Annotated in this window: 21 protein-coding genes; 7 read left to right on the top strand and 14 right to left on the bottom strand. The window is 42.2% G+C overall.

The genetic code is table 11. The features are described 5' to 3' along the window. Positions 1 to 4 precede the first annotated feature (4 nt). The gene (locus tag ACWU4D_RS00345) at positions 5 to 514 is read left to right on the top strand and encodes a DUF2062 domain-containing protein (RefSeq protein ID WP_456049382.1); all 510 of its coding nucleotides are present in this window, start codon (positions 5 to 7) and stop codon (positions 512 to 514) included. Positions 515 to 643: 129 nt separating this feature from the next. Here the strand turns inward: ACWU4D_RS00345 and lolE are convergent, their stop codons facing one another. From lolE to lolC, 3 genes are read right to left on the bottom strand one after another with little or no spacing between them, the layout of a single operon-like run. Further along, positions 644 to 1,888, bottom strand: coding sequence for a lipoprotein-releasing ABC transporter permease subunit LolE (gene lolE, locus ACWU4D_RS00340; RefSeq protein WP_456049961.1), 1,245 nt, complete (start codon positions 1,886 to 1,888; stop codon positions 644 to 646). After that, on the bottom strand, positions 1,888 to 2,559 hold the full coding sequence (gene lolD, locus ACWU4D_RS00335) for a lipoprotein-releasing ABC transporter ATP-binding protein LolD (RefSeq protein WP_456049381.1): 672 nt from the start codon (positions 2,557 to 2,559) through the stop codon (positions 1,888 to 1,890). The genes lolE and lolD overlap by 1 nt, the downstream gene beginning before the upstream one ends. Continuing rightward, positions 2,552 to 3,760 (bottom strand): lipoprotein-releasing ABC transporter permease subunit LolC, encoded by a 1,209-nt coding sequence (gene lolC / locus ACWU4D_RS00330; RefSeq protein WP_456049380.1) that lies wholly within the window; start codon positions 3,758 to 3,760, stop codon positions 2,552 to 2,554. The genes lolD and lolC overlap by 8 nt, the downstream gene beginning before the upstream one ends. 166 nt (positions 3,761 to 3,926) lie before the next feature. On the opposite strand from lolC, the gene ACWU4D_RS00325 reads away from it, so the two are divergent. From ACWU4D_RS00325 to ACWU4D_RS00315, 3 genes are read left to right on the top strand one after another with little or no spacing between them, the layout of a single operon-like run. After that, entirely contained in the window at positions 3,927 to 4,496 is a 570-nt protein-coding gene (locus ACWU4D_RS00325; RefSeq protein WP_456049379.1) for a PilZ domain-containing protein, read from the top strand. Between the two features lie 7 nt (positions 4,497 to 4,503). Beyond that, positions 4,504 to 7,968 (top strand): transcription-repair coupling factor, encoded by a 3,465-nt coding sequence (gene mfd, locus ACWU4D_RS00320; protein ID WP_456049378.1) that lies wholly within the window; start codon positions 4,504 to 4,506, stop codon positions 7,966 to 7,968. A gap of 59 nt (positions 7,969 to 8,027) precedes the next feature. Beyond that, a complete protein-coding gene (locus tag ACWU4D_RS00315; protein WP_456049377.1) occupies positions 8,028 to 8,843 on the top strand; it encodes a peptidoglycan binding protein CsiV in 816 nt (271 codons plus the stop codon). A gap of 74 nt (positions 8,844 to 8,917) precedes the next feature. Here the strand turns inward: ACWU4D_RS00315 and ACWU4D_RS00310 are convergent, their stop codons facing one another. The 7 genes from ACWU4D_RS00310 to hinT form a co-directional block, all read right to left on the bottom strand. Continuing rightward, on the bottom strand, positions 8,918 to 10,207 hold the full coding sequence (locus ACWU4D_RS00310; protein WP_456049376.1) for an NAD(P)/FAD-dependent oxidoreductase: 1,290 nt from the start codon (positions 10,205 to 10,207) through the stop codon (positions 8,918 to 8,920). A 340-nt stretch (positions 10,208 to 10,547) separates the two neighbouring features. Then, positions 10,548 to 11,087, bottom strand: coding sequence for an alpha/beta hydrolase YcfP (ycfP, locus tag ACWU4D_RS00305; RefSeq protein WP_456049375.1), 540 nt, complete (start codon positions 11,085 to 11,087; stop codon positions 10,548 to 10,550). A 68-nt stretch (positions 11,088 to 11,155) separates the two neighbouring features. After that, on the bottom strand, positions 11,156 to 12,043 hold the full coding sequence (locus ACWU4D_RS00300) for a phosphotransferase (RefSeq protein ID WP_456049374.1): 888 nt from the start codon (positions 12,041 to 12,043) through the stop codon (positions 11,156 to 11,158). A 49-nt stretch (positions 12,044 to 12,092) separates the two neighbouring features. After that, the gene (gene lpoB / locus ACWU4D_RS00295) at positions 12,093 to 12,683 is read right to left on the bottom strand and encodes a penicillin-binding protein activator LpoB (RefSeq protein WP_456049373.1); all 591 of its coding nucleotides are present in this window, start codon (positions 12,681 to 12,683) and stop codon (positions 12,093 to 12,095) included. A gap of 29 nt (positions 12,684 to 12,712) precedes the next feature. Further along, positions 12,713 to 13,108, bottom strand: coding sequence for a YcfL family protein (locus tag ACWU4D_RS00290; RefSeq protein WP_456049372.1), 396 nt, complete (start codon positions 13,106 to 13,108; stop codon positions 12,713 to 12,715). Further along, positions 13,105 to 14,493: a COG3014 family protein gene (locus ACWU4D_RS00285; RefSeq protein WP_456049371.1), complete on the bottom strand. Its 1,389-nt coding sequence runs from the start codon at positions 14,491 to 14,493 to the stop codon at positions 13,105 to 13,107. Before ACWU4D_RS00285 ends, ACWU4D_RS00290 begins: the two co-directional genes overlap by 4 nt. 60 nt (positions 14,494 to 14,553) lie before the next feature. Next, positions 14,554 to 14,904, bottom strand: coding sequence for a purine nucleoside phosphoramidase (hinT, locus tag ACWU4D_RS00280; RefSeq protein ID WP_456049370.1), 351 nt, complete (start codon positions 14,902 to 14,904; stop codon positions 14,554 to 14,556). A gap of 311 nt (positions 14,905 to 15,215) precedes the next feature. Here hinT and ACWU4D_RS00275 point away from each other — a divergent pair, with 311 nt between their 5' ends. Beyond that, complete coding sequence (locus ACWU4D_RS00275) at positions 15,216 to 16,370, top strand: Card1-like endonuclease domain-containing protein (protein ID WP_456049369.1); 1,155 nt, start codon at positions 15,216 to 15,218, stop codon at positions 16,368 to 16,370. 99 nt (positions 16,371 to 16,469) lie between these two features. Here ACWU4D_RS00275 and fadR read toward each other — a convergent pair whose 3' ends face one another. After that, entirely contained in the window at positions 16,470 to 17,309 is an 840-nt protein-coding gene (gene fadR / locus ACWU4D_RS00270; protein WP_456049368.1) for a fatty acid metabolism transcriptional regulator FadR, read from the bottom strand. Between the two features lie 527 nt (positions 17,310 to 17,836). On the opposite strand from fadR, the gene nhaB reads away from it, so the two are divergent. Together nhaB and dsbB are read left to right on the top strand one after the other, a co-directional pair. Next, positions 17,837 to 19,429: a Na(+)/H(+) antiporter NhaB gene (nhaB, locus tag ACWU4D_RS00265; protein ID WP_456049367.1), complete on the top strand. Its 1,593-nt coding sequence runs from the start codon at positions 17,837 to 17,839 to the stop codon at positions 19,427 to 19,429. A 42-nt stretch (positions 19,430 to 19,471) separates the two neighbouring features. Beyond that, positions 19,472 to 20,017, top strand: coding sequence for a disulfide bond formation protein DsbB (dsbB, locus tag ACWU4D_RS00260; RefSeq protein ID WP_456049366.1), 546 nt, complete (start codon positions 19,472 to 19,474; stop codon positions 20,015 to 20,017). 80 nt (positions 20,018 to 20,097) lie between these two features. Here the strand turns inward: dsbB and ACWU4D_RS00255 are convergent, their stop codons facing one another. From ACWU4D_RS00255 to ACWU4D_RS00245, 3 genes are all read right to left on the bottom strand, one after another. Then, entirely contained in the window at positions 20,098 to 22,887 is a 2,790-nt protein-coding gene (locus tag ACWU4D_RS00255; RefSeq protein ID WP_456049365.1) for a DNA translocase FtsK 4TM domain-containing protein, read from the bottom strand. A gap of 196 nt (positions 22,888 to 23,083) precedes the next feature. Continuing rightward, positions 23,084 to 23,578, bottom strand: a complete 495-nt coding sequence (gene lrp, locus ACWU4D_RS00250; RefSeq protein ID WP_456049364.1) for a leucine-responsive transcriptional regulator Lrp — start codon at positions 23,576 to 23,578, stop codon at positions 23,084 to 23,086. A 193-nt stretch (positions 23,579 to 23,771) separates the two neighbouring features. Then, complete coding sequence (locus ACWU4D_RS00245; RefSeq protein WP_456049363.1) at positions 23,772 to 24,992, bottom strand: methyltransferase; 1,221 nt, start codon at positions 24,990 to 24,992, stop codon at positions 23,772 to 23,774. Positions 24,993 to 25,035 lie beyond the last annotated feature (43 nt).

Below are 25,035 nucleotides of genomic sequence, written 5' to 3'. Positions count from 1 at the left end.
AGTTATGCCTAAAAAGTGGATTAAACGCTACATGCCAAACCGAGAGGCGATTCAACGCCAGAAGGTTTTGAGCGTGTTTGGTAGCGTGCTTTATAACCCCAATTTATGGTGCTTAAACCGACGTTCTGCTGCGGGTGCTTTTGCTGTCGGGCTTTTTATTGCGTTCATTCCACTGCCTACACAGATGTTGTTCGCTGCAGGTACAGCCATAGCTATTGGTGTTAACCTGCCACTCTCCATCGCATTAGTGTGGATAAGTAATCCTGTCACCATGCCCGTAATGTTTTATGGGGCGTATAAAGTAGGCAGTTGGGTCATGCACAAACCTCCACTGCATATTCACTTTGAAGCTAACTGGGAATTTATATCTCATCAGATGCTGACCATTGGCCCCCCACTTATCATTGGCTGCATATTGTGTGGCTTAATCAGTGCTCTTGTTGGGTACTTTTCAATTCATTGGCTATGGCGATATTCAGTGGTTCGCAGTTGGCAGAAGCGTCGTTCAAGGTAAATGAAAACCACGCTTGAAACAGAATGATAGATTCGTTATACGACAATGGGCGCACAAAGTGCGCCCATTGTTATTTCTATTTCAGACCAAATAGAGAGGTTGTACGAGAAATTGGATTATTTAGCTGACTTATTTAGCTGACAATACAGCGGCAGGTTGCAGCGCACTTGCTCGCTTGGCTGGGTACCAGGTCGCAAATAAACTAAGTAGAATCGCGGTAACAGAAACCACGGCCACATCAACCAACTCGACTTTTGATGGCAAAAAATCGACAAAATAGATATCACCAGATAAAAACGTATACCCAGTCAACTGTTCAACACCGCGAATAATCCGAGTTAAATTGACTGCTAAGGCAACCCCAAAGGCTGTTCCCAACACACTGCCAGTCACACCAGACCATACACCTTGCCACACAAAAATTCGCTTAATCATGCCGTCACTTGCGCCCATGGTTCGAAGTATAGCGATATCCGAAGATCGATCTTTAACGGCCATCATTAACGTTGAGACGATATTAAAACTTGCCACACCGATAACCAGAACCATGACCAAATACAGTATAATTCTCACCAATTGAATATCTCGATACAAATAGCCGTATTGATTTTCCCAGCTTCGCAAGTACACAAAAACATTGAGCTTGTTTCCCGATTCTCGAACGATATTTAACGCATTAAAGACATCATCAACTCGAACCGACATGCCATGAACACTCTCTCCTAATCGAAGATAATGCTGAGCATCGGTGAGAGGTATAATCGCCATATTGTGATCTATCTGTCCGTTCAGTGTAAAAAGTGCCGTCACTTTAAGCCGAATTCTCTGGGGTGACTTTAGTGACTTCTCCTTATTGTCTGGCGGAACTAATAAGGTGAGATATTCTCCTTTCTCAACGCCTAAATAACGCGCTAACCCTTTACCAAGAATAATTTCATTTTGACCTGGAGTAACATCAGACAGAGTGCCTTCATCAATAAACGAGAACAAATCAGAGACTCTCTGCTCTTGGGTTAAATCGACGCCTCGCACCACCACGGCTTTGAGTTTCGCGCCTTTTTCTGCAAGCCCAGTAAATCGAACATAAGGCGCCGCAGCCTCAATATGAGGTTCCGAAGCTAATTGAGTTTGAATGGATGACCAATTTGTAATCGGGTCATCGACCGCTTCAAATTCTCCATGAGGGATAACTGACAATACTCGCTTTTGTAGCTCCTGTTCAAAGCCATTCATTGCAGACAATCCCACAATGATCACAGCAACACCAAACGCGATCCCTAATGTCGACGATACCGAGATAAACGACACCAGTTTATTGCGTTTCTTTGAACGACTAAAACGTTGACCAATCCAAAGCGATAACGATCCCATAATTAAACCAGCATCCCATCTTTCATAGAGAATTGACGTCCCATTTTGATTGCCAAGTCGCGATCATGAGTTACCACCAAAAAAGCAGTCTGTGATTCATGATTTAGCTCACACATCAAATCATAAATGGAGAGCGCAGTAGTGTGATCTAAATTACCCGTAGGTTCATCTGCCAACACTAACGCAGGACGATTAATCAAAGCGCGTGCAATCGCAACACGTTGACGTTCTCCACCTGAGAGCTCACTCGGTCTATGAGCATCACGATGTGATAAGCCCACTCGATCTAGTATCTGTTTTGCCTCTGCCTGAGCTTGACTGACTTTCATCCCGCCGATTAAAAGTGGCATCGCAACATTTTCCAATGCAGTAAAGTCTGCTAACAAATGGTGAAACTGATAAATAAAGCCGACATTTTGATTACGAAACTTAGCTTGTTGATTCTGACTTAAATCGGCCAATGACTGCCCTAATACTTCCACGTCACCATAAGTTGGCGTGTCTAATGCACCGAGCACATGCAATAGCGTACTTTTTCCAGAACCTGATGCCCCGACAATGGCCGCTAACTCTCCTTGTTCTAGTGAGAAGTTTACGCCTTGTAAAACCGGTGTTGCGACATCACCATCTTGGTAAATCTTAGTGATGTTCCGACATGTAAGAAGGTTATTCATATCTTAAAGCCTCAGCAGGTTTAACGGACGCGGCGCGCCAAGATGGATAAAGGGTCGATACAATACTCAATAACACGGTAAAGAACACCACTGCCACGATTTGCGATAGAGAGATGACCACAGGCAGTTCTCCACCGGTCGCGACCACGTTTACACCTAACAAGGCTAAAAGCGCATTTAAATTACTCGCGAGAATAACGCCAACCCCACCACCAACAAGTGCACCAAGAACGCCACTACTTGCTCCTTGCACCACAAATACCATCATGGTTGAGTAATTCGACAAACCCTGTGTTTTTAAAATCGCCACTTCCGCTTGTTTTTCCATCACAACCATGATCAACGCAGAGATAATATTAAATGCAGCAATCGCGACAATGAGACTTAACATTAAGCCCATCATGTTTTTTTCCATACGAACTGCTTGAAATAGCTCACCACGCTGTTCACGCCAATCATGCCAAGCCCAATCAGAAGGAATCCGCTCACTCTTCGATAATTCGGCTACATCGAAAGGGTCTGCAAAAAACAAACGCCATCCTGAAATCTGTTCGGAGCGATACCGGAGCAGCTTTTGCGCATCTTCTATATTTGTAATCATCAATTGCGCATCAACATCTGAGCCTGTGTTAAACAATCCAGCAACCGTAAAGTTTCGTTGGCTTGGAACACGCCCCAAAGGCGTCACTACGCTGGCTTCAGTCACCATCACGCGAACCTTATCGCCGACCGTCACATTAAGAGTATGCGCCAAACGGTGACCCAATAGAATTTGGTATTTCTGAGATGACAGTGCCGCATAATTACCGGCGACAATATATTGTGCGACAGGCTCATCATTTGAAGGAATGACGCCCAATAGCATACCAGCGCCTAGTCCCGTTGGGCTTTGTACGATGGCCTCACTCCGAACCAATGGTTGAGCCGGCTGGCTATTTGGCAAGTGTTCAATAAAACTTGGTAATATCGCAATCGCGGTTTTATTATCTACTTGACTGACTACCGCTTGAGGAAGAACCCCCAAAATTCGAGATTTAAGCTGAGACTCAAAACCATTCATCACCGATAACACGGTCACTAGAGACATAACGCCAATAGTGATTCCTGCTGTTGACATATAGGAGACGAAACGGCTGAATCGATCTCCAGAGCGTCCGCGCAGATATCTAAGACCAATAAAAATAGAAATCGGATGAAACATACACCAAACCAAGATAAATCAATTGGCTGTACTTTAACGACAAACGCGCAAGGGTTGTAGTCCTTATTTGCTAAAACGCTGTTAATTCACCTAAATAAGAAGCAATACCTTGATATGTTGCTAGCGATGACGATAATCAATATTCCGATATATAAAGGAACCCATCATGATCGAACAAGAATACTTTACCGTTCACCACGCTATTGCCGTCAATGTTGAACCGATGGCGAGTGATTTCAGCTTGCCTGATGCCATTCTTTTCGAAGCAGAAATTCCTGCTCCCTTTATTGTCGCAAATGAATTTAGTCAATTAGACCATCTGAATGAATCAGCGAAAACCGAACTACGTAACAGTGATTTTCGCCACGTTATTCAGTTATTGGATACTCAGAACAGTAAGCTCAACCTGCTTCTCACCTACATGTTAGCTCAACAAGACGACCAACAGTATCGCACTAAGACTCGCTCATTCGGCGCAAGCCAATTCAGTTATTATTCACGCAACCCACTCGACGCACATACTATTTTGCGGGCCAAAATGTTTCTCGAAAACCCAGCCGCTGCAATATATTGCTACGGTGAAGTTACCGAGTGTGAAACGACTGACCAAGGTTATGTAATAACGGTAAAATATGTCTTAATTCGAGATCTTGACCAAGACCTAATAATCAAAGCTGCGCTCTTCCAGCAACAAAAACTTCTGCGCCAGCGCTCATTAGAACGAGATTCAAAGTAAATCATCAATGAAAAATCAGCCACTGCTTCCAATTACACTACCAACCAAAGCCGGCGACAAAAAGGCTCTGGGTAACCTGACTGGCGCGAGCCTTGCGTATTCAGCAGCTCAATTCGCTAACCAGCACTCTTCTCATACACTTCTCGTGACACCCGATCCACAGAGTGCGATCAAACTTCAACATGAGATAGAACAGTTTTGTCGTTACCCAGTCACCTTGTTTCCTGACTGGGAAACCTTACCCTATGATAGTTTCTCGCCTCATCAAGAAATTATTTCCGAGCGAATTTTGCGTTTGTATCAATTACCAACGCAACGACAAGGCATTACTATTGCGCCGATAAGCACATTATTGCAACGCCAGTCACCTCGCAGTTTTTTACTGCAACATACCTTGCTTGTCAGTGTGGGTGATGAGTTTTCAATGACAAAAATGCGCGCTCAACTCGAAGAGTCAGGATATCGCCATACCGATCAGGTGTTTGGTCCCGGAGAATACGCTAGCCGAGGCTCAATTCTCGATCTATTCCCAATGGGCAGTGATTCACCTTACCGAATTGACTTTCTCGATGACGATATTGATTCAATTCGAACTTTTGACCCTGAAAACCAACGTTCCATTGATGAAGTAAGCGAAATACGCCTACTCCCCGCTCACGAGTTTCCAACCACAGAAGCGGCAATAGAAGGTTTTCGAAATCGTTGGCGTCAACAGTTTGAAACTCGCCGCGAGCCTGAATCTGTGTACATGCAAGTCTCTAAAGGTACGTGGCCAGCCGGTATCGAATATTGGCAACCGCTGTTCTTCGAAGAAACAGAAACACTTTTCGATTACTTGCCTAATGAAACTCAATTATTAGTATTGGGAGATATTCAACCCGCTGTCGAGCATTTTCTAAAGGACGTCGAGTTTCGCTACGATCAACGAAAAGTCGACCCATTACGTCCACTGTTAGAACCTAAAACGCTATGGCTCAAAGACGATGAGTTATTCAAATATTTTAAGAATTACCGTCAAACAATACTCTCTGATGTTCTGATCGATAAACAAGCAGGTCGAATTAATGCTGACGTATCAGCGCTTCCCGAACTCAAAGCGCAACATAATCACAAAGAACCACTCGGTGCTTTGCGTCAATTCTGCGAGCAACATCAGGGGAAAATCATTTTCTCGGTAGAATCGGAAGGTCGACGTGAAGCCTTGCTTGAACTTCTGAAACCGATAAAGCTCCGCCCTGTCAGTCATGCCTCGTTTGATGATGCGTTTCAAGCCAATGATGTTCACACGCTTATCATTGGCTCCGCTGAACATGGGTGTTTGTTCAACGATGCTAACACTGCACTAATTTGTGAAAGCGATATTTTGGGCGACCGTGTTGCACAGCGACGCAAGAAAGAGAAAAAAACCGTCAATGCCGATGCGGTTTTTCGTAACCTAACAGAATTAAAACCAGGGCAACCCGTCGTTCATATCGACCATGGTGTTGGTCGCTATCTGGGGCTCCAGATCATCGAAGCCGGCGGTATTGCGACTGAGTACGTGACGTTGGAATATCTCAATGAGTCGAAACTCTACGTCCCTGTAGCCTCTCTCAATCTTATTAGCCGATACTCCGGCGGTGCTGAAGAGAATGCGCCGCTGAATAAACTGGGTAGTGAATCGTGGGGGAAAACTCGACGTAAAGCGGCAGAAAAAGTCCGCGATGTGGCTGCAGAACTGCTGGATGTGTATGCTAAACGAGAACTAAAACCCGGTTTTGTGTTTAAACTAGATCGAGAACAATACGCGAGCTTTAAATCGACCTTTCCATTTGAAGAAACGGACGATCAAGCAATGGCCATTAATGCGGTACTTTCCGATATGTGCCAAAACAAAGCGATGGATCGCTTGGTGTGTGGCGATGTCGGTTTCGGTAAAACTGAAGTAGCAATGCGCGCAGCATTTGTCGCAACAGATAACGGTAAGCAAGTATCGGTATTGGTGCCAACCACACTACTAGCACAGCAACATTTTGAGAATTTCCGTGACCGTTTTGCCAATTTGCCGATACGAGTCGAAGTACTCTCTCGCTTTAAAACCGCCAAAGAGCAAAAGGCCATCATTCAAGATGTTGCTGAAGGCAAAGTCGATATCTTAGTTGGAACGCATAAGCTGCTATCCAGTGATATTCAATATCGCGACTTAGGTTTGCTTATCGTTGATGAAGAGCATCGCTTTGGTGTACGACAAAAAGAGAAAGTCAAAGCCATGCGTGCCAATTTAGACATCCTTACGCTGACAGCAACTCCAATTCCTCGTACCTTAAATATGGCAATGAGTGGAATGCGTGATCTGTCGATTATCGCCACACCACCTGCACGACGCTTATCCGTTAAAACATTTATTCGCCAACAAGATGATGCTGCAACCCGCGAAGCAGTATTACGTGAAATCATGCGTGGCGGGCAAGTGTATTATTTGCACAACCAAGTCGAGACAATCGAGAAAGTCGCTTCCGACTTAGAAAAGTTAATTCCTGAAGCGCGAGTGGTTGTTGCACATGGCCAAATGCGAGAGAGAGAACTCGAGCGCATCATGAATGACTTCTCTCACCAGCGTTTCAACTTATTGGTCTGTACTACGATTATAGAAACCGGTATCGATATCCCAACCGCCAACACCATCATCATCAATCGTGCGGATAAGTTTGGTTTAGCTCAACTGCATCAGTTGCGAGGCCGTGTTGGTCGCTCTCATCATCAGGCTTATGCCTATTTAATGACGCCACCACCTAAAGCAATAACCAAAGATGCGGTTAAGCGTCTTGAAGCATTGGCATCACTAGAAGATCTCGGAGCGGGCTTTACCCTCGCAACGCACGACTTAGAAATACGTGGAGCCGGCGAATTACTAGGTGACGAGCAAAGTGGACAAATTCAGTCTCTTGGTTTTACGCTCTATATGGAAATGCTAGAGCAAGCAGTAGAAGCGTTAAAATCTGGCAAAGAGCCATCTCTTGACGATCTTTTAAGAGAACAGACGGAAGTTGAACTGCGTATTCCTGCACTAATTCCAGAAGAGTATATTCCCGATATAAATACTCGATTATCACTCTATAAACAGATTGCAAGCGTATCCGATTATGATGATGTCGGCGAATTGAAAGTGGAGCTAATCGATCGCTTTGGCAAAATACCCGATCCGGCTCTGAATCTATTGGAGGTTGCTCGGATCAAAATTAGCGCAAATCGTCTTAAGATTAAGAAAATAGAAGCACATGATCGTGGTGGGCACATTGAGTTCACAACTAATGCTGACATTAACCCTGCATTTTTAGTTAAACTATTGCAAAGTCAGCCGAAACAGTTTTCGATGGAAGGACCAACTAAATTCAAGTTCACCATACCGTTAACCGATCGACGCGAACGAATTCAATTCGTAAATAGTATGTTGAATGAATTTGAACAAAATCGTCTACCAAGTACGACATAACATTCTGTGACAAGCCGACAAGCGTCATAATAAATAATTTACATTGAGATGGAGTTAAAATGAAAATACTGGTTTCACTGCTGATGTTAGTGATTGCAATGCCAACATGGGCTAGGCAGTTTGACGTTGAAGTTATCATTTTTAAACGTAACGTAAATGCAGAAACAACTGGGGAGTCATGGCCTGATTCTGTTGAACCGATCTCATACAGCAACAGTGGTAGCCTGCAATCATCCAGCTTCAAAAGTTCGCATGGAGTGAGTCTTCTGCCACGTTCAATGTATCAACTTAGCTCTGCGAAACAGCGCTTAGATAATCAGCAAGAGTTCCAAGTATTACTCCACACAGCTTGGCGTCAGGGAGACAGAGGGGCATCACGTGCTCCAATATTCCATTTCTCAGCGGGTAAAAACTATGCATCACTATATAACCCAGACGGAAGCGAAATTGCATTGACCGAATTACCCTCAACAGACTCTCTTTTAGAGTTTGAAGGCAATTTGCAAATCTATGTCCAACATTATTTATTTGCCAATGCTGAATTTGATTTGCGAGCGCCAGCCATGCGTAAGGTGGAATTGGAAGAGTCTGACCTCGACATGCCAGTACCGGACATCGATGAAGGTATTGATTTGAATATAGGTACAGTGAGTACCGACATAACCAGTATCGATGTTCAGAGTGTGGACATAGCGAATGTCGATACAGATGAAATCGCGCTCGATGGAATCGATTCCCTTCAAGACAACTTTGAATCAGAGCCGTTTTTAAAAACCTACCGACTCAACCAAAAACGGAAAATGAAAAGTGAAGAAATCCACTACTTCGACCATCCATTGATGGGTATGGTAATTCAGGTTCGAAAAGTAGAGTAACTTACCTAAAGAAAGCGCTGCGTACATAAAAAAACGCTCCCTAAATGGAAGCGTTTTTTATTATCCAAAAGTTATTAATGAAGCTTTAAGTTAGGACGTAGTACGCGGTTAATTCGTCCAACAAGCATCATTAGCCCTGTTTTAACGACACCATGAAGTGCCATTTGATGCATACGATACAATGAAATGTACACCATGCGAGCAATGCGCCCTTCAACCATCATTGAGCCTTTAGTCAAATTCCCCATCAGACTGCCGACTGTAGAGAAGTTACTCAATGAAACCAATGAACCATGGTCTTTATACACATACGGCGTCAGCTCTTTGCCATTTTGCCTAGCTAAGATATTTTTGTACGCTAAGCTGGCCATTTGGTGCGCAGCTTGAGCGCGAGGTGGCACAAATTTACCATCAGCTTGAGTACACTGAGCCAAATCACCAATCACAAAAATATCATCATCTCGAGTCGTCTGTAGTGTATCTTTAACCACTAACTGGTTAATTCGATTGGTTTCTAACCCTGCGATATCTTTAATAAAGTCTGGTGCTTTAATTCCCGCAGCCCATACCATGATCGTAGCGTCGATTTTCTCACCATCTTTGGTTGTCAAACCTGTTTCATCAGCTTTGGTGATCATAGTCGTTGTACGAACCGTAACACCCAATTTAGTCAATTCAGCATGTGCGGCACTGGAAATACGAGGTGGTAAAGCTGGCAAAATACGCTCACCCGCTTCAATCAAGTTAACGTTTAACTTACTTGAGTCTAAATCATCAAATCCATAAGCTCTAAGCTCTTTGATCGCATTGTGAAGCTCGGCGCTAAGCTCTACACCTGTCGCCCCAGCTCCTACAATTGCAATATCAACGGTTCCATTGTATTGCTTCCAATGAAGCTTAAAGAACTCATTGTTCATCTCTTCACGGAAGCGATGCGCTTGCTCTGGGCTATCTAGGAAAATACAATTCTCTCGTACACCTGGAGTATTAAAATCATTAGACGTCGAACCAATCGCCATTATTAATGTGTCATACGGGAACTGTCGCGTTGGCATGACCTGTTCACCTTTGTCGTCGGTCATCGCACTTAACGTGATGTATTTCCCTTCACGATCAATATTTTCCAGCTTCCCCATACGGAACTTGAATCCGTGGTTCTTAGCGTGGGCACGGTAACTAATTGCATCGACACCTTCATCTAGAGATCCGGTCGCGACTTCGTGTAATAAAGGCTTCCATAAGTGACTTGATTTACGATCGATCAGCGTAACTTCTGCTTTACCTTTTCGTCCTAATTTTCTACCTAGCTTGGTCGCTAGCTCTAAACCACCAGCGCCTCCGCCAACAACAATAATTCGTTCCACAACATAATCCTCAAAAAGTACAAAAATAGCGCTGCCCGAACAATGTCGAACAACGGAAATTAGTTAACAATATATGTGTAGGGCCAAGTGTCGTCTCAAGCACGGTCTAAACTCACCAATCGAATTGCGGTTTAGATCAAATTGGGCGAATTAATATTTCGCTCTTTTATTGATGTAAATCAACTTATTTCGTAGCGCACATTATATCGAGCAAATTGGAGCACGCAATAACAAAATTGAGAAAAAAACATTATCAGAGGTAGGGTTTATACGAGCGGAAGTAGTGGTAAATTAATCGAACATTGACTATAGGATGCAATCGTCAATGTTCGAGAAAATATTAAGATGACTTAAATGCTTTAATAGTTTGGAGGTGCTGGGAAATTTTCTGGAATTTATGCGTTTGTGTTTCGTCCCAAATAATATCGTAGTAGTCCGAAAGTTCATCAGCAGAGCGTTGATTATCCAAAAATTCATCTTCTTTAGATAAGATCGCTAGACAGCGTTGGCGATTTGTTTTTCGATATTCTGAAACGCATTTCGTTGCAATATCTTCATACTCTTCAGGGCGGTCAATTTTTCCATCCATATTATCTTCTGGGTGCAAATTTGGATTGAAAATCACTTGTTTGATTCCAGACAGAAAACCAATTCGCTCAGACCAATATCCGCCTAACCCTACACCACAAATCAATGGACTTTCATCACTCGTTTCCTGTAAAAGCTTATGAACCTCTTTTAGCAGGTGCTGCATATCGTGTTTCGGATGAAGCGTACTGTAATTTATAAAACGAACATCTTTATCAATAAACTGAAGTTGGAGAACTTTCTCGTGGTTTCCCTGACTCGTCGAGTCAAACCCATGTAAATATATAATCATAGTACGTCCCTCATACAACCAAGTGTTTAATCTACCACGAAATACAAGGTTTTAAAGTGATTAGATTTTTATTGATTGTTTTCATGGAGTAAACAGTGATCGCTTCGACACAATGACTCAAGAAGTCGCTGTGAATTGAGCAAATATTCATCACTTTCTTTATGTTGATGAGCAATATAATACCAAAGTAGAGCGATAAATCGCACTCTCGGCTGCCACGCTTCCACACCATCAATCCAACCTTCAACATCATCAATACCTCTTAACTGACAATACTGTGATACCAATGTAATCACGTCGCCGTCTGATTGCTCGACTAACATTGCCAATTCAATTCTAGGATCAGCTAAACAAGAATACTCCCAATCAATAAGATGATAGCTACTTTTCGTTTGAATAATATTGTGTGCACCCACATCAAAGTGACATAAGCAATTTTCTAAGGGTGATAGAGCTGGAGGAGATCGCAATTGTTGATAAAGATGACGCAGCTGTGGCGTCATATAGGGTGACTTAATAAGTTGACGCCAATAATGCTCGATTCGAGCGGTAAATTGAAAGGGTGCAAACGTAAGATGAGACACATCTAAGTCATGAAGCCGGCCAACCAATTCAACAAGTAACGAGTCGTCAACGGACAACACCTCATTCCCGTCTAGCCATTCAACCAAGAGGCCGTGCGAATTAACCAAAATTGCATTGACCGATTGTCCTTGAGTTTGGGTTGTTAAATACTGAAGAACTTGAAACTCTTGTTGGCGAGATATATTAAACGACCGCGTCATGTGACTAACAGGCCGCCATAATAGTGTTGTTTTACTCTTAAAATTAAGTTTCCAACTGAGGTTCGTTAGACCAGACACAGTTTGGACTGAGTCTGGTGTTTGAATCGATGAACGTAGTGAATTCAGTGAGGGGTCTAGCAAACAAGCTTCATCCCATGACAGTTGAGCCATAAAATTTCCCCTCTTATCAACGACTCAGTGGCAAACTGATAGAGTGAATTTAAAAACCTAGAAACGACTTAGTCTGTTCTTTGCGAATTTCACTCTCATCCGCCCACTCGATCAGCCCAGAACTCAGATCCATTAATCGCATTGTCATTTTGTAATAGACATCTTCACGACTGTCCGTACTTTTTACGATACTAGATAGATTGCCATAAAGCATGTATTCAGCGCCCGCCATTCTACCAAATTGAATGGAACTACTTTTGTTTACCAGCTCATCATTATTTTGAAAATTCAATTGCTTACGCACTGATTCAACGCGTGAGGCATCGACAAAACGGAACTTTCCAGACTGCAATAACTTAGTGCTGATCGTATCGGTAATCGATTCGGTATCAATATGTTCACTGGTTTTATTCTTAATTCCATCAACAAATACAATTGGGCGACTATCACGAGTAATGGCGCTAATTGAACCGGCCATCATCATACTATCAACCATATCAGCGGCGATGGTTTGCAAATCGGTTGAGCCGAATTCTACCGTTGTAGTCTCAACCGATTGTGCGTCACCATAATTCACGACAGTCGAACAACCACTCAGAACGGTTGATAACCCCAAAAGACAAATTACTAATTTTTTCATCCTGATCGATCCTTAAATACTGGCTTTATTCAATGAGAATATTCGCGAATTTGAACTCGAAATTCTTTCCCTTTAGGAGAAAGTGATACTTCTGATAATGACATTATGTCGCGACCAAAAATGGTTAGTTTATTCCAAGCACTAGGCCTTAAGTTCACTTCAAGTCCTTGCTCATTATACCAATGGAAGCGGTATTGAATGTCAACGTTCGCTGCGGTTTTGTTGCGCACTCGTACGATGCCCTTCGAATGCCCCTTCTCTTCAGCTGACGAAACACCTTCTACACTAATCGTATCCGCTGTTCGACTGTCATCCATGATAACTTGCTGAAACTTACCTTCAACCGATAACCCAACCGAAGGAGAGCTAGAGCACCCTGCAAGGATTATCATGGTCGTTAGAACTAAGAGCCATCTCTTCATCATAGATTTCCTAACTGCTTATGCCACACAACGGCATTTTCACTTTGTCGGCTAATCCACACTAGCGTTGTACCTTGAGGTTTGGTCTGAATCTCATATTTTTTTCCACCAACAACCAGTTGCACCTCTCCCACCTCTACTATTTGAGTAGCACTATAGACTTCGGCAGGTAAGGTTAACCAGCTTCGAGTATCGGGTTGCTCTGTTAAGGTGTTAAAGATATTCACCAAAAAGCCAGACAACGGGTCTTCCTTGCTAATTTGTTGACGAAATTGTTCCTTCACCACCACTCGTGCAACTTGTCGAAGCAACGTCGATGATACTCGCTCATGAAGCTGATATTGCGCCATTTCATTTACATCGGTGAGTAAGTCACCTTGAATAGCCTCACCATTAAATATGGGAGACCTAAACGCACCACGCAACCTATCGGGATAAAAAGGCAGTGATACAGAATATAAAATGCTCCCCTTACCGGTATATATTGGCAAACTCTGTTTCCAAGATCGAAGCGCACTGACCACCCCTTGTTCTTGAACCACAATAACGCGTGCTTGATCCTTATTTAGAGATGAAGCATGACCATATTTCGCAATTAATAGATCGAGGTCTTGGAAGGCAGAGAGTTTAGTTGCACAACGTATAACACTCTCGATAAGAGTCCGGTTATTCGGTTGAAGCGCTAAGCCCCGTTTGTAATCAATATAAGCATCGTTTACATTTCCATCGGCTTCGTACATCAAACCTGATACGAAAAATAGATAACCATTTTGTACGGCTGCTAGAGACTCTGTCGAAGTAGGATATTGAGCAAGAATGCTACCAACATTGGCCCGAATACCTTGAGAATCAAGCTGTGTGGATTCTTTCTCGAATCTATCTTGACGAATGTCTTTGGCTGTTTCTTGGACCTGGTTTGCACGCCTAAATTCAACCAATGCATCGTCTAGGTTATTATCAACAACATAATTCAAAGCCAAATATAGGTGAAGAAAGCCTAACTCGTAATCTGCTGGCTCATAATCTGTCAGGTTATCATTGGTAATTAAGCCACTAACACTATTTGATGACTCAGAAAGAGAGACTATTGCTTTCTGTTGTTTCTCCGTTACCGCTGCATCACTTTGCTCAAGCCATTTACGACTTGCCTGATTGTCCTGATTCAAGAGAGCAACTCGACCACGTTCAAAGTTATCTAAAATGTCACCAGCAACATCGCCCTGCGCGGCTAGCTGCGCCTGTTGATAATCACCTTGGCTAACATAATCATGAAGATCAACATGCTGTGCACTATAGTGACTAAATAAATTTCCAGCCGAAAAATTGCTACAAGCAGACAAGCTGAGCGCACTCAATATTACCAATGCAATACGGCTAATTAACTTCACTTGTCTTACCTTAGCAATGATTTCATAGCAAAAATGACAGAACTATCCCTCTGTCAGCCTTCAGTTCATTAATAATGGGCCGAGAGGTTTCCCACCTAATAAATGCATATGAATATGATACACTTCCTGACCACCATGTGAGTTACAGTTCATAATCAGACGATAACCATCTTCGGCAATCCCTTCCTCCATTGCGAGCTTCTTCGCCACGGTAAACATTCGCCCCATCGCTAACTCATCCACTTCTTCGATATCGTTAACCGTAGCAATAAATTTATTCGGTACAATTAAAATATGACTTGGTGCTCTCGGGTTTATGTCTCGAAATGCAGTAACTAACTCGTCTTGATAAAGAATATCAGTTGGAATTTCACGTCTAATAATCTTACTAAAAATGGTTTCTTCGGCCATGTTCGACTCCATAAAATCGTCGAGATTGATAATACGTAAGTATGCTGTAACGCATCATAAATCTCAATTAAAACCCCACGTCTTTTCGTCCTGTTCACTTCACAATGTTCATTACCTTATATCAGAGTCAAATCAAGACAATAAGTTCACAATAGACAATGGCGACCCACTTTCCCTTAATCTCCCTATTTTTTACCAATAAACTCTCATTTTAAGAACTTCACTTGTTTTTTATCGATGTTAACCCGATATGATTAAAGAGCTTGCCGCTTTTTATACGACTCATTGCAAGCCAAGTATGAGGAATAGTTATGGCCATTCACGTTGGCATTATTGATCAAGATCCAGTTCGCTTAGTGACACCTCTTCTCGACGAACGAAGTAATGGCAAACACCTTTTATTATTAGGCGATCAGTCACAATACCCGATTTACACTAGATTGCAGAAAGTATTAGAAGAAAAAGACATCACGACAGAGTTTTACCTTATCCCATCAGGGACACGTATCTCCGCTATCAAAGAAGCAATCACCCAACTCGCGGAGGATGTTTTAAATCGCGGTGAAAAAGTCAGACTAAACGCCAGTTGTGGCCTGCGTCACCGTTTGCTCTCAGCGTACGAAGTTTTTCGCAGTTATGAATGCCCTATTTTTGTCGTTGAGCCCAATTCCGACCGCTTGTGCTGGCTCTATCCAGACGAAAAAGGGTATAGCCAGCTTCAGGATCTTATTACGATTCCTGACTACCTCTCAATATTTGGCGCTCGGTGTGAATTTATCGACCATAAAATACCGGAAGAGTTAGACAAAAAGTTGTATCAATTAGGTGAACGTTGGGCGAGCAATGCATTAGAACTCGGCCCCGGGCTAGCAACATTAAACTACTTAGCGACCACCTGTCGAAAAGAACAAAAACTGGATGTGGAATTAAGCGAGAAACAACAGGGCTATAAAGAACTCAATCAATTAATTAATGACTTAGTTGATGCTGAAATCGCACAGTATGACAATGGCATACTCACCTTTGCCAATGAAGATGCAAGACGATTCTCCAATGGTGAATGGTTCGAAACCTTGGTCGACTCGATCGTGCGTGAGATTCAACAAGATATGCCAACAATCCAAGACCGCTCATTAAACGTTCAGGTATTTCGTCAACTTGGTGAACAGGAAGTCAAAAATGAGCTCGATGTTGCTACTGTCGTCAATAACAAGCTTCATATCATTGAATGCAAAACGAAAGGCATGAGAGACGATGGCGATGACACATTGTACAAACTTGAATCGCTACGAGACCTCTTAGGTGGACTACAAGCACGAGCAATGTTAGTGAGTTTTCGTCCTCTCAGACACAATGATATTTCCCGTGCACGTGATCTTGGGCTCGCGCTTATTGGGCCAGAAGAATTAAAAACCTTAAAAACACATCTCACCAACTGGTTTGCCGACGCAGGAGGCACCGAATAACGGTATTGCTTTATTCAATAATAAAGGGGCCAAACTCGGCCCCTTTATTATTCACTAAATTACTATTTCGCTAAATTATCATTCGCTAACAAAGGTTAACTAGGAGTCATCTTCGGTGAAGTTAGTCGGTAACGCCAACTTCATCTCGTTCCAAATCAAACCACTGTCTTTTCCATACTGTCTAATCAATACAGGTAACTCACTGCCATTACCTGACTGATTCATTGCCAGCAAATCGCGATAGAAATTTAGTGCTAAAGCGCGAGCAGTTGGGTTAGAAAAGTAAAAACTACCCACTCGATCATAGAGCTTTTTAACACCATTAAATATCAGACCGTAAATTTGGTTTCCAGAGTTAAAAGCCAACCTTTGGAACAGCATATAGTCGTAGTAATTAAAGGTTTTTGCGATTAGATCATCATTTCTCTGCTCTGACGATAATTCACTATCTTCTTTAATCGTTACTCTAATCTTCTCGCCATAAGGAAATTGCTCTACAAAATCATCCCAACTATCAGCACTCAATAGAGCATCACAAGACGTTAAGACTCGTTCCAACGTTTGCTGTGCTTCTTGAGGATTGTGCTTAAATGCAGCACTAATAAAAATTGGGCTAATATTCGTTCTCGCTGAAAGAAGATCTTCGACAATACTGGTCGCATTATCAGCATCTAATGTCATCAGTGTATCCAAAATATGAAGACCTGATGTCTCCATAAATTGATTTACTTTTGTCGGTTTACCATGTTGAATTGTCAACCATCCATCTCGAGCTAAGCGCTGTAACACTTCTCGAAGTGTTGTTCGAGTAACACCTATTAGCTCAGATAGCTCTCGCTCGGCGGGGAGAATAGAACCTGGAGGGAATCGTCCTTTCCAAATACTTTCGATAATATATTTCTCTGCAAATCCTGCGGGGCTTTTCGCCTTGATAACCATTAAATCAGTTTTCCAATAATTATTGATTTCTCATTATGTTATTCGACTCATCATACCACTAGTACCACACAACGGAAACTATAAACCTCAATCAAGAATGCGAATATAGACACGAATACAAAGCTCTAACAAAAAATAGTCATTTGTTATAAATCACACAATTTACAACAAAGAATTGATTTAGAGTAAACACAGAACAAGGGAAACTTATTAAACTAAGGTCTGATAAGAAAAATAGACGATAGTACTAGCACGTTGGATAAGTCAAAGCGTATAATTCCGCCATCTTTATACACCTGTTATGCATAATAATTCAAATATGAGATTAGGTTCTCATCCTGAGCGTTTGAAACTATATTTTATGTGCTTTGGGTATAGTTTTTGCTGTTCTAAATTTGAATTGTAACAATTATTTAGGAGTGCCGTGGCAGAGGAGCCTCTCAACAAGCTACGGTGTATTTATTAGGGACGTCGATAATTCCAAATTAAGTGGAACATATTGTCGATATATAACAAGAGAAATAACCATGCCTTTAACAATGGGATCTGCATTTATTAAGAACTTCCTGGGCCATACGCCCGATTGGTATAAAGTCTTAATCATTGCGTTTTTAATTATCAATCCAATCGTATTTTTTGCAGTCAGCCCTTTTGCTGCAGGGTGGCTACTTGTCGCTGAGTTTATCTTTACCTTAGCAATGGCGCTAAAATGTTACCCATTACAGCCAGGTGGATTGCTCGCAATAGAAGCAGTAGCGATTGGCATGACAAGTCCCGATCAGGTACTTCATGAGCTTATCGCCAATATTGAAGTATTGTTACTATTGATTTTCATGGTCGCTGGCATTTACTTTATGAAGCAGCTACTGCTGTTTATCTTTACTAAGATACTGTTAAATGTCCGTTCTAAAATTCAACTATCTTTAGCTTTTTGTGTTGTCGCAGCCTTCCTTTCTGCATTCCTTGATGCCCTAACCGTTATCGCTGTGATTATTAGTGTCACCATAGGGTTTTATGCGATTTATCATAAAGTCGCTTCAGGGAGTAAATCAAACCACTCTCACGATCACACTCAAGATGGTCATTTAAATGATTTAACTCGTTCAGACTTGGAAAACTACCGTTCATTCCTACGTTCTTTACTTATGCACGCAGGCGTAGGTACCGCATTAGGTGGGGTAATGACCATGGTCGGCGAGCCTCAAAACTTAATCATCGCAAGCCAAGCCCATTGGCAATTCGGTGAATTTATTCTCCGCATGCTTCCGGTTACCTTACCCGTATTTTTCTGTGGCTGTTTAACCTGTATGGCTGTTGAGAAATTTAAGGTATTTGGTTACGGCGCTGAATTACCAGCCAATGTTCGTCAAATCTTACTCGACTTCGACGAAGAGGAAACAAAGAAACGTTCTAAAACTGATGTCGCTAAGCTATGGATTCAAGGTGCTATCGCAGTTTGGTTAATTGTTGGACTTGCATTTCATTTAGCCGCTGTAGGTTTAATTGGGCTTTCAGTTATTATCTTGGCAACGGCATTTTGTGGCATTACTGAAGAGCACGCTCTTGGAAAAGCGTTTGAAGAAGCTTTGCCATTTACCGCTTTGCTTGGCGTTTTCTTCGCGATTGTTGCCGTAATTATCGACCAACATCTGTTCAAGCCTGTTATCGAATCGGTTCTTGCCGTTGATAACCCAGACCTTCAACTTGCTCTATTCTATGTAGCGAATGGTGTGCTATCCATGGTTTCGGATAACGTATTCGTCGGTACGGTATACATCAATGAAGTCATGACCGCATTAAAAGAAGGCATCATCACTCGAGATCAATTTGATATGCTTGCAGTCGCGATCAATACAGGTACAAACCTCCCTTCGGTTGCGACACCAAATGGACAAGCAGCGTTCTTATTCCTGCTAACTTCTGCTCTTGCACCGTTAATTAGATTGTCTTATGGCCGTATGGTTATTATGGCATTCCCATACACTATCGTACTTGCTCTTGTCGGTCTATTTGGCATTGTGTATCTACTCGACCCAATGACTTCGCTTTTCTACGACTGGGGACTACTTATCCACCATTCGGCGAAAGATATTACTGAAGCAGCAGTTTCAGGACATTAATTTAGAGTTCTCTACGGAACCATTCCATGATAAAAAGCTCTGATGTATCAGAGCTTTTTTCTTTGTAAGGTATTCATCGTGTTAAATCAATTGAAGTTATTTTCGCAGCAGCGTCTCTCATGGGGATTACTGCTCGCATCAGTCATACTCTTTGAGCTATGTGCACTATTTTTCCAACACGTAATGGATTTAGAGCCGTGTGTCATGTGTATCTACGAACGAGTTGCCATGCTGGGAATTGGTGGGGCAGCCATTATTGGTTTGATTTCACCAAATACCCCATTATTTCGCATTGCTGGGCTTTTGGCTTGGCTTGGCGCGGCGGTTAAAGGGTATTTACTTGCTTCTCAACATGTAGAATACCAAATGAACCCTTCACCGTTTGCAACGTGTGATTTTTTTGTTCAATTTCCAAGTTGGGCACCACTAAATCAGTGGCTACCACAAATGTTTGAAGCGTATGGTGATTGCTCTGATATCGTATGGCAATGGTTTGGCTTGTCGATGCCACAGTGGCTAGTTGTTATTTACGCCGCAAATGTGATTATTGCACTCCTATTCATCGCCTTACAATTTAAAAAATCCTAGCGTTAAAAATCTATATTGATACAAACAAAAATGCCCTACTTCATTATGAGTTAGGGCATTTTTACGTTCATCCTATATGTTTACATATCTCTAGGCGGCGCTGGAGCCAACACTTCACGGTTTCCATTATGTCCAGGAGCACTGACTATGCCTTGTGCTTCAAGCTGCTCTACAATCCGCGCTGCTCGGTTATAACCAATTTTAAATCGACGTTGAACCCCAGATACTGAACCGCGTCGAGATTGAACCACATGTTCCACAACTTGATCAAACAATGGATCAACATCTTCATCTGTCTCTGGTTTCTCACCAGGCAATAAGCTTTCTGGTCCTTGATCGCCATTGGTAATTTCTGAAATATAGTTTGGCTTACCACGTGCTTTCCAGTTATTTACCACCGCATGCACATCATCATCGGACGCAAATGCACCGTGTACTCGCGTCGTATGACTTGAGCCTGGTGGAAGGTAAAGCATGTCACCCATACCCAACAACGTTTCCGCACCACCTTGATCTAAGATGGTACGAGAGTCGGTTTTCGTCGAAACGGTAAAGGCGACACGGGTAGGAATATTAGCTTTGATTAGACCCGTAATGACATCTACAGATGGGCGCTGTGTCGCTAGAATCAGGTGTATTCCTGCTGCTCGAGCTTTTTGCGCCAGACGTGCAATTAATTCTTCTACTTTTTTACCGACAACCATCATCAGATCGGCAAACTCATCGACGATGACAACAATGTATGGCAGTTTTTCTAGAAGTGGTGGCAGTTCATCCATACTGTCACCCTCTTTCCATAGTGGGTCATGAATAGGATGTCCTGCTTCTGCTGCCATTTTTAACTTGTCGTTAAACCCTTTTATACTACGAACCCCTAACACTGACATGAGTTTATAACGACGCTCCATTTCCGCCACACACCAACGTAAAGCGTTCGACGCATCTTTCATGTCGGTGACTACTTCAGATAATAAATGCGGGATACCTTCGTAAATCGATAACTCCAACATCTTTGGATCGATCATAATAAATCGTACATCTTCAGGAGTAGATTTATACAACATACTCAATATCATCACGTTAACGCCGACAGACTTACCCGAGCCAGTCGTACCTGCGACTAACACATGAGGCATTTTTGCTAAATCGGCAATGACGGTTTCGCCCGCAATATCTTGGCCCAATACGACCGTAGTTGGAGACGTTGATGTTTTGAATTGTTCACTGTTGATTACGTCAGAAAGGAAAACGGTCTCTCTGGTTAAGTTCGGTAGTTCGATACCTATATAGGGTTTACCTGGAATGACTTCTACCACACGAACAGCAGGAGCCGAAAGTGAACGAGCTAAATCCATAGACAAGCTAGAAATACGGCTCACCTTAACACCCGCAGCCAAATCAAGCTCAAAACGTGTAATAACTGGCCCCGGGAAAATACCAACTACTTCAGCGCTAATCTTGTAATCCGCCAACTTGGACTCAACCAAACGAGCAATATTTTCAAGCGCCTCTTGGTCAATAAAGGCCGCCCGCTTTTCAGGCTGATAGAGTAGCTCTAACGTTGGCATCGGCTCTTTTGGTTTGGGCAGATTTACTTCTTTTTGAATTAAAAATGGATTCTGAGACGCAACGTGTTTTTGCTGAGCCTCGGCGACAATCTCTTGGAATGCGGTGACATCCGGGTCAATATCAGCCTCTGGTATAACATTCTCGGCTGGCGCATCATCAACAACCGATAAATCCGAAATTGTCGGTTCAGGATTATTATCAATATCCAAGGTCGAAATGGTTATTTTCTCATCCACAGTATCGGTAAACACATCCACATCACTTGTTGGTACCTCTTCAATCTGTGGAGCATAATCATTATGTTGTAAAGCTTGGTCATCTAACTCTTCGATAGTCGCAGTGAGTTGCTGAGAACGAGGTTCAATATCATCGGATAATGATGGCTCAGCATGAAGCTCTTGGGCATCAGACTGAGGTGCATGAGGCTGTGGCATATGGATATTAAAACGACGGAGCGGTTTTTCAGGCTCTGGTTTTTCCAAACTTTCAACTGAGTGCTCGACCTCAGTATCTAATAATTCACTGTCCAATTTTTCTTGTTGAAGCGAAGTACTCTGAGTTTCAACAAGAGGCTCATCCATTTCAGCAATAAGATCGCTCGGAATCTCTTTCTTTGCTTCCATGAATTGCTCTGTTTTTTCGCCACGTAATTTGTTCATCACAAATTGTGTGCTATCGATAACCGAATCACCCAAAAATTCAACGATTGAGAGCCAAGAAATCCCCGTCAGTAACGTAAATCCTGCGCCCCATAGGAACAAGAACGTTAACGTTGAACCCAAGACATTGAATGTAGGGAGTGCAAGACTCGACAGCACATCACCTACTACGCCACCAGACGAGAAATACCATAAATCATCAAAGTTAATATCGGCCAACCCACAACTCGTCAGCAACAAAATGGTGATACCTAATAGTCGTGTCGCCCACAAGGTAAAATCGAGTGAATCATCTTCTATCCGGCGGATAAACAGCAACCATGTGGCAAAAATTAGAATAACCGGAATCGTATACGCAAGAGAACCAAAAATAAAAAACAGTGTATCGGCTATCCACGCTCCGATATATCCGCCCGCATTATGCAGTTCTGTTCCCCAGGCTGTTTGAGACCACGATGGATCAGCAGGGCTATATGTAATAAGAGCAACAAAGAAGAAAATGGAGACTAAAATAGCAATAATTAAGACACTTTCTCGGAGTCTTTGAAGTCCATTTAGGCGAGATGTGGTGCGCGGTAATGACTGAGGCACCGCGTTAGTTTTTACGATAGTTTTAACTTTGTTTTCGTTCTCTTTGAGCATAACCAACTAGTTTATGTGAGCGTAAACATATACGCTTTATTATATCATTGAATGGATAAAAACAGCACGAGCGGCAAAAGCCGCTCGGTTCTTAAATGGGATTTAACCATATCAGTTTTAAAAACCCAATCTGTTTAGGACAGAATCTCGAAAGATATCGTATCTCTACGACAAACTTATCATCCTTCGCTTATCGCTAGCGCGTTTTAATCACCAATTGATTGCTTTGTTTCACTTCTTCCATAACAACATAGGTTCGAGTGTCATTAACTCCAGGAAGACGTAATAGGGTATCACCCAACAACTTACGGTACGCGCCCATATCCGATACACGTGTTTTTAATAAATAATCAAAATCACCAGAGACAAGATGACACTCCTGAATATCATCTAACTTTTGAACTGCGACATTGAACTGTTCAAATACATCTGGTGCACCACGGTTCAAGGTAATTTCCACAAAAACCAATAGCGACGCGTCTAAATACTGAGGATTAAGTAAAGCAGTGTAACCTGTAATGTAGTTCTGACGTTCTAAACGACGTACACGCTCCAAACATGGTGTTGGAGACAGCCCCACACGCTTGGACAATTCGACGTTTGAGATTCGACCATCTTTTTGTAATTCATTGAGAATATTTCTATCAATTCTATCTAAATCCTTGGAGGGCTTTTTATTATAGTCAGACATAGGTTCCACCTTTTTCACATCCTTGCAAAATCAAATATTGGGTTCTAATTGTAAGTATAACTAGCCATCATAATAGCACTTTACTAGTTATATGCTCGAAATTTTATTCAAAACTCTGTATTTTACAATCAAAAATAGTAAAAATCGGCAAAATATCTCGCATTTCGATACATTAACAACATTTAAAATAGGTTTATAACTGTGCGTGAATGAGTAAATTTCGCGGTGTTACTATGCTGGAACAAAACTGTTCAACAGACACATCGTAACCATACTCTTGTAAATAAAGGACTTTATCTAGCACTATCCAAGCTTCTAGAATTGGATAAAACTGCTGCTGAACAAGTGAAATCCTTTCCATCTGATAGAACTTTTTTTCTGCTTGAGAAATATAATCATTAAAATCACATTCTCCAATAGCGCGAGAATGGTAATCAGCGGCCCAGCGAACGAAATGTTCAAATCCTTCCGCTAGCATCGACTTTTTGATACTTGGCAACGGTGTGTATTCTTGGTCACCGCACTGCTTACGAAAAATCATATCCACGCCGATCCGATACATCATCTCAAGTTTTCGGTGACGTTTTACTCGTTCGCCACCGGTTACTGTTTGTTGCAGTGGAATCCTTAATTCTTCCCTGGTCAATTTCACTTGCGCACGCTGATAGGCATCTGATATTGGCATGAAACGATCAGATTGGATTAAGTGATAACAACAAGGTGCGACAGTTAATGCTGGAAGATTTAACTCCGTCCCATACTGAATAAGTTTGATATGAAGATCACCACAAGCGTGCAAAGCGAGAGCATGGGAACTAGGATGAATCGCCTTCTTGGCTGATGGTAATAAAGCGTCTCCCTGAACAAATGTAATAGGCAGCAAATGTTGCTTAGCGAATGCTCGTCCCGCATCACATAAAGTCGCTTGATACTCAAAGCTCACAACTTTCTTCTTAGTATGACTTGCGAGCAAGCGCCCAAGATAGCCTTTACCCGAACACCATTCTAACCATTGTTCGGCTTTCGTCACTCGTCTCACAACGGCATTCACCATTGCATCAAGTTGAGCGGCTTTCCTTCCCGGAATACCGTTAATTAAACCTTGAACTTGTTGCTCTATCGAGTAGCTATCATCAACTTTTGAGCTGATGGGAAAACGTGCTGCATGACGTACATCTATCAATTCAGGTAACAATGTGTGTAACCAATCATCACCAGATTGTTGCCTATGTGAGACAATATCGTGATCCGAAATCGAATTTAAAAAGTCCGATAGTAATAAATACTCATCACGCCAAGGATAGCGTGATGAATCATCACTTTGAGTCATATGTTGAAACGGCTGATAGCGCCATAGTGATTCAGTTTTGGCTAAGTATGAATCTAAGTATACGAAGAGAGAACGATAATCCATTTCACCTAATACCCAAGACTCGCACTTGTAGTAAACATCAAAA

Source organism: Vibrio phycocola, from assembly GCF_053850235.1.
Note: the sequence above shows the minus strand (reverse complement) of the source record. Positions and strands in the feature narration are given on the sequence as shown.

Coding starts and splice junctions, on each gene's coding strand:
- ACWU4D_RS00345 (WP_456049382.1), top strand. CDS start 5: ATGCCTAAAAAGTGGATTAAACGCTACATGCCAAACCGAGAGGCGATT.
- lolD (WP_456049381.1), bottom strand. CDS start 2,559: ATGAATAACCTTCTTACATGTCGGAACATCACTAAGATTTACCAAGAT.
- lolC (WP_456049380.1), bottom strand. CDS start 3,760: ATGTTTCATCCGATTTCTATTTTTATTGGTCTTAGATATCTGCGCGGA.
- ACWU4D_RS00325 (WP_456049379.1), top strand. CDS start 3,927: ATGATCGAACAAGAATACTTTACCGTTCACCACGCTATTGCCGTCAAT.
- mfd (WP_456049378.1), top strand. CDS start 4,504: ATGAAAAATCAGCCACTGCTTCCAATTACACTACCAACCAAAGCCGGC.
- ACWU4D_RS00315 (WP_456049377.1), top strand. CDS start 8,028: ATGAAAATACTGGTTTCACTGCTGATGTTAGTGATTGCAATGCCAACA.
- ycfP (WP_456049375.1), bottom strand. CDS start 11,087: ATGATTATATATTTACATGGGTTTGACTCGACGAGTCAGGGAAACCAC.
- ACWU4D_RS00300 (WP_456049374.1), bottom strand. CDS start 12,043: ATGGCTCAACTGTCATGGGATGAAGCTTGTTTGCTAGACCCCTCACTG.
- lpoB (WP_456049373.1), bottom strand. CDS start 12,683: ATGAAAAAATTAGTAATTTGTCTTTTGGGGTTATCAACCGTTCTGAGT.
- ACWU4D_RS00290 (WP_456049372.1), bottom strand. CDS start 13,108: ATGATGAAGAGATGGCTCTTAGTTCTAACGACCATGATAATCCTTGCA.
- hinT (WP_456049370.1), bottom strand. CDS start 14,904: ATGGCCGAAGAAACCATTTTTAGTAAGATTATTAGACGTGAAATTCCA.
- ACWU4D_RS00275 (WP_456049369.1), top strand. CDS start 15,216: ATGGCCATTCACGTTGGCATTATTGATCAAGATCCAGTTCGCTTAGTG.
- fadR (WP_456049368.1), bottom strand. CDS start 17,309: ATGGTTATCAAGGCGAAAAGCCCCGCAGGATTTGCAGAGAAATATATT.
- nhaB (WP_456049367.1), top strand. CDS start 17,837: ATGCCTTTAACAATGGGATCTGCATTTATTAAGAACTTCCTGGGCCAT.
- dsbB (WP_456049366.1), top strand. CDS start 19,472: ATGTATCAGAGCTTTTTTCTTTGTAAGGTATTCATCGTGTTAAATCAA.
- ACWU4D_RS00255 (WP_456049365.1), bottom strand. CDS start 22,887: ATGCTCAAAGAGAACGAAAACAAAGTTAAAACTATCGTAAAAACTAAC.
- lrp (WP_456049364.1), bottom strand. CDS start 23,578: ATGTCTGACTATAATAAAAAGCCCTCCAAGGATTTAGATAGAATTGAT.
- ACWU4D_RS00245 (WP_456049363.1), bottom strand. CDS start 24,992: ATGGATTATCGTTCTCTCTTCGTATACTTAGATTCATACTTAGCCAAA.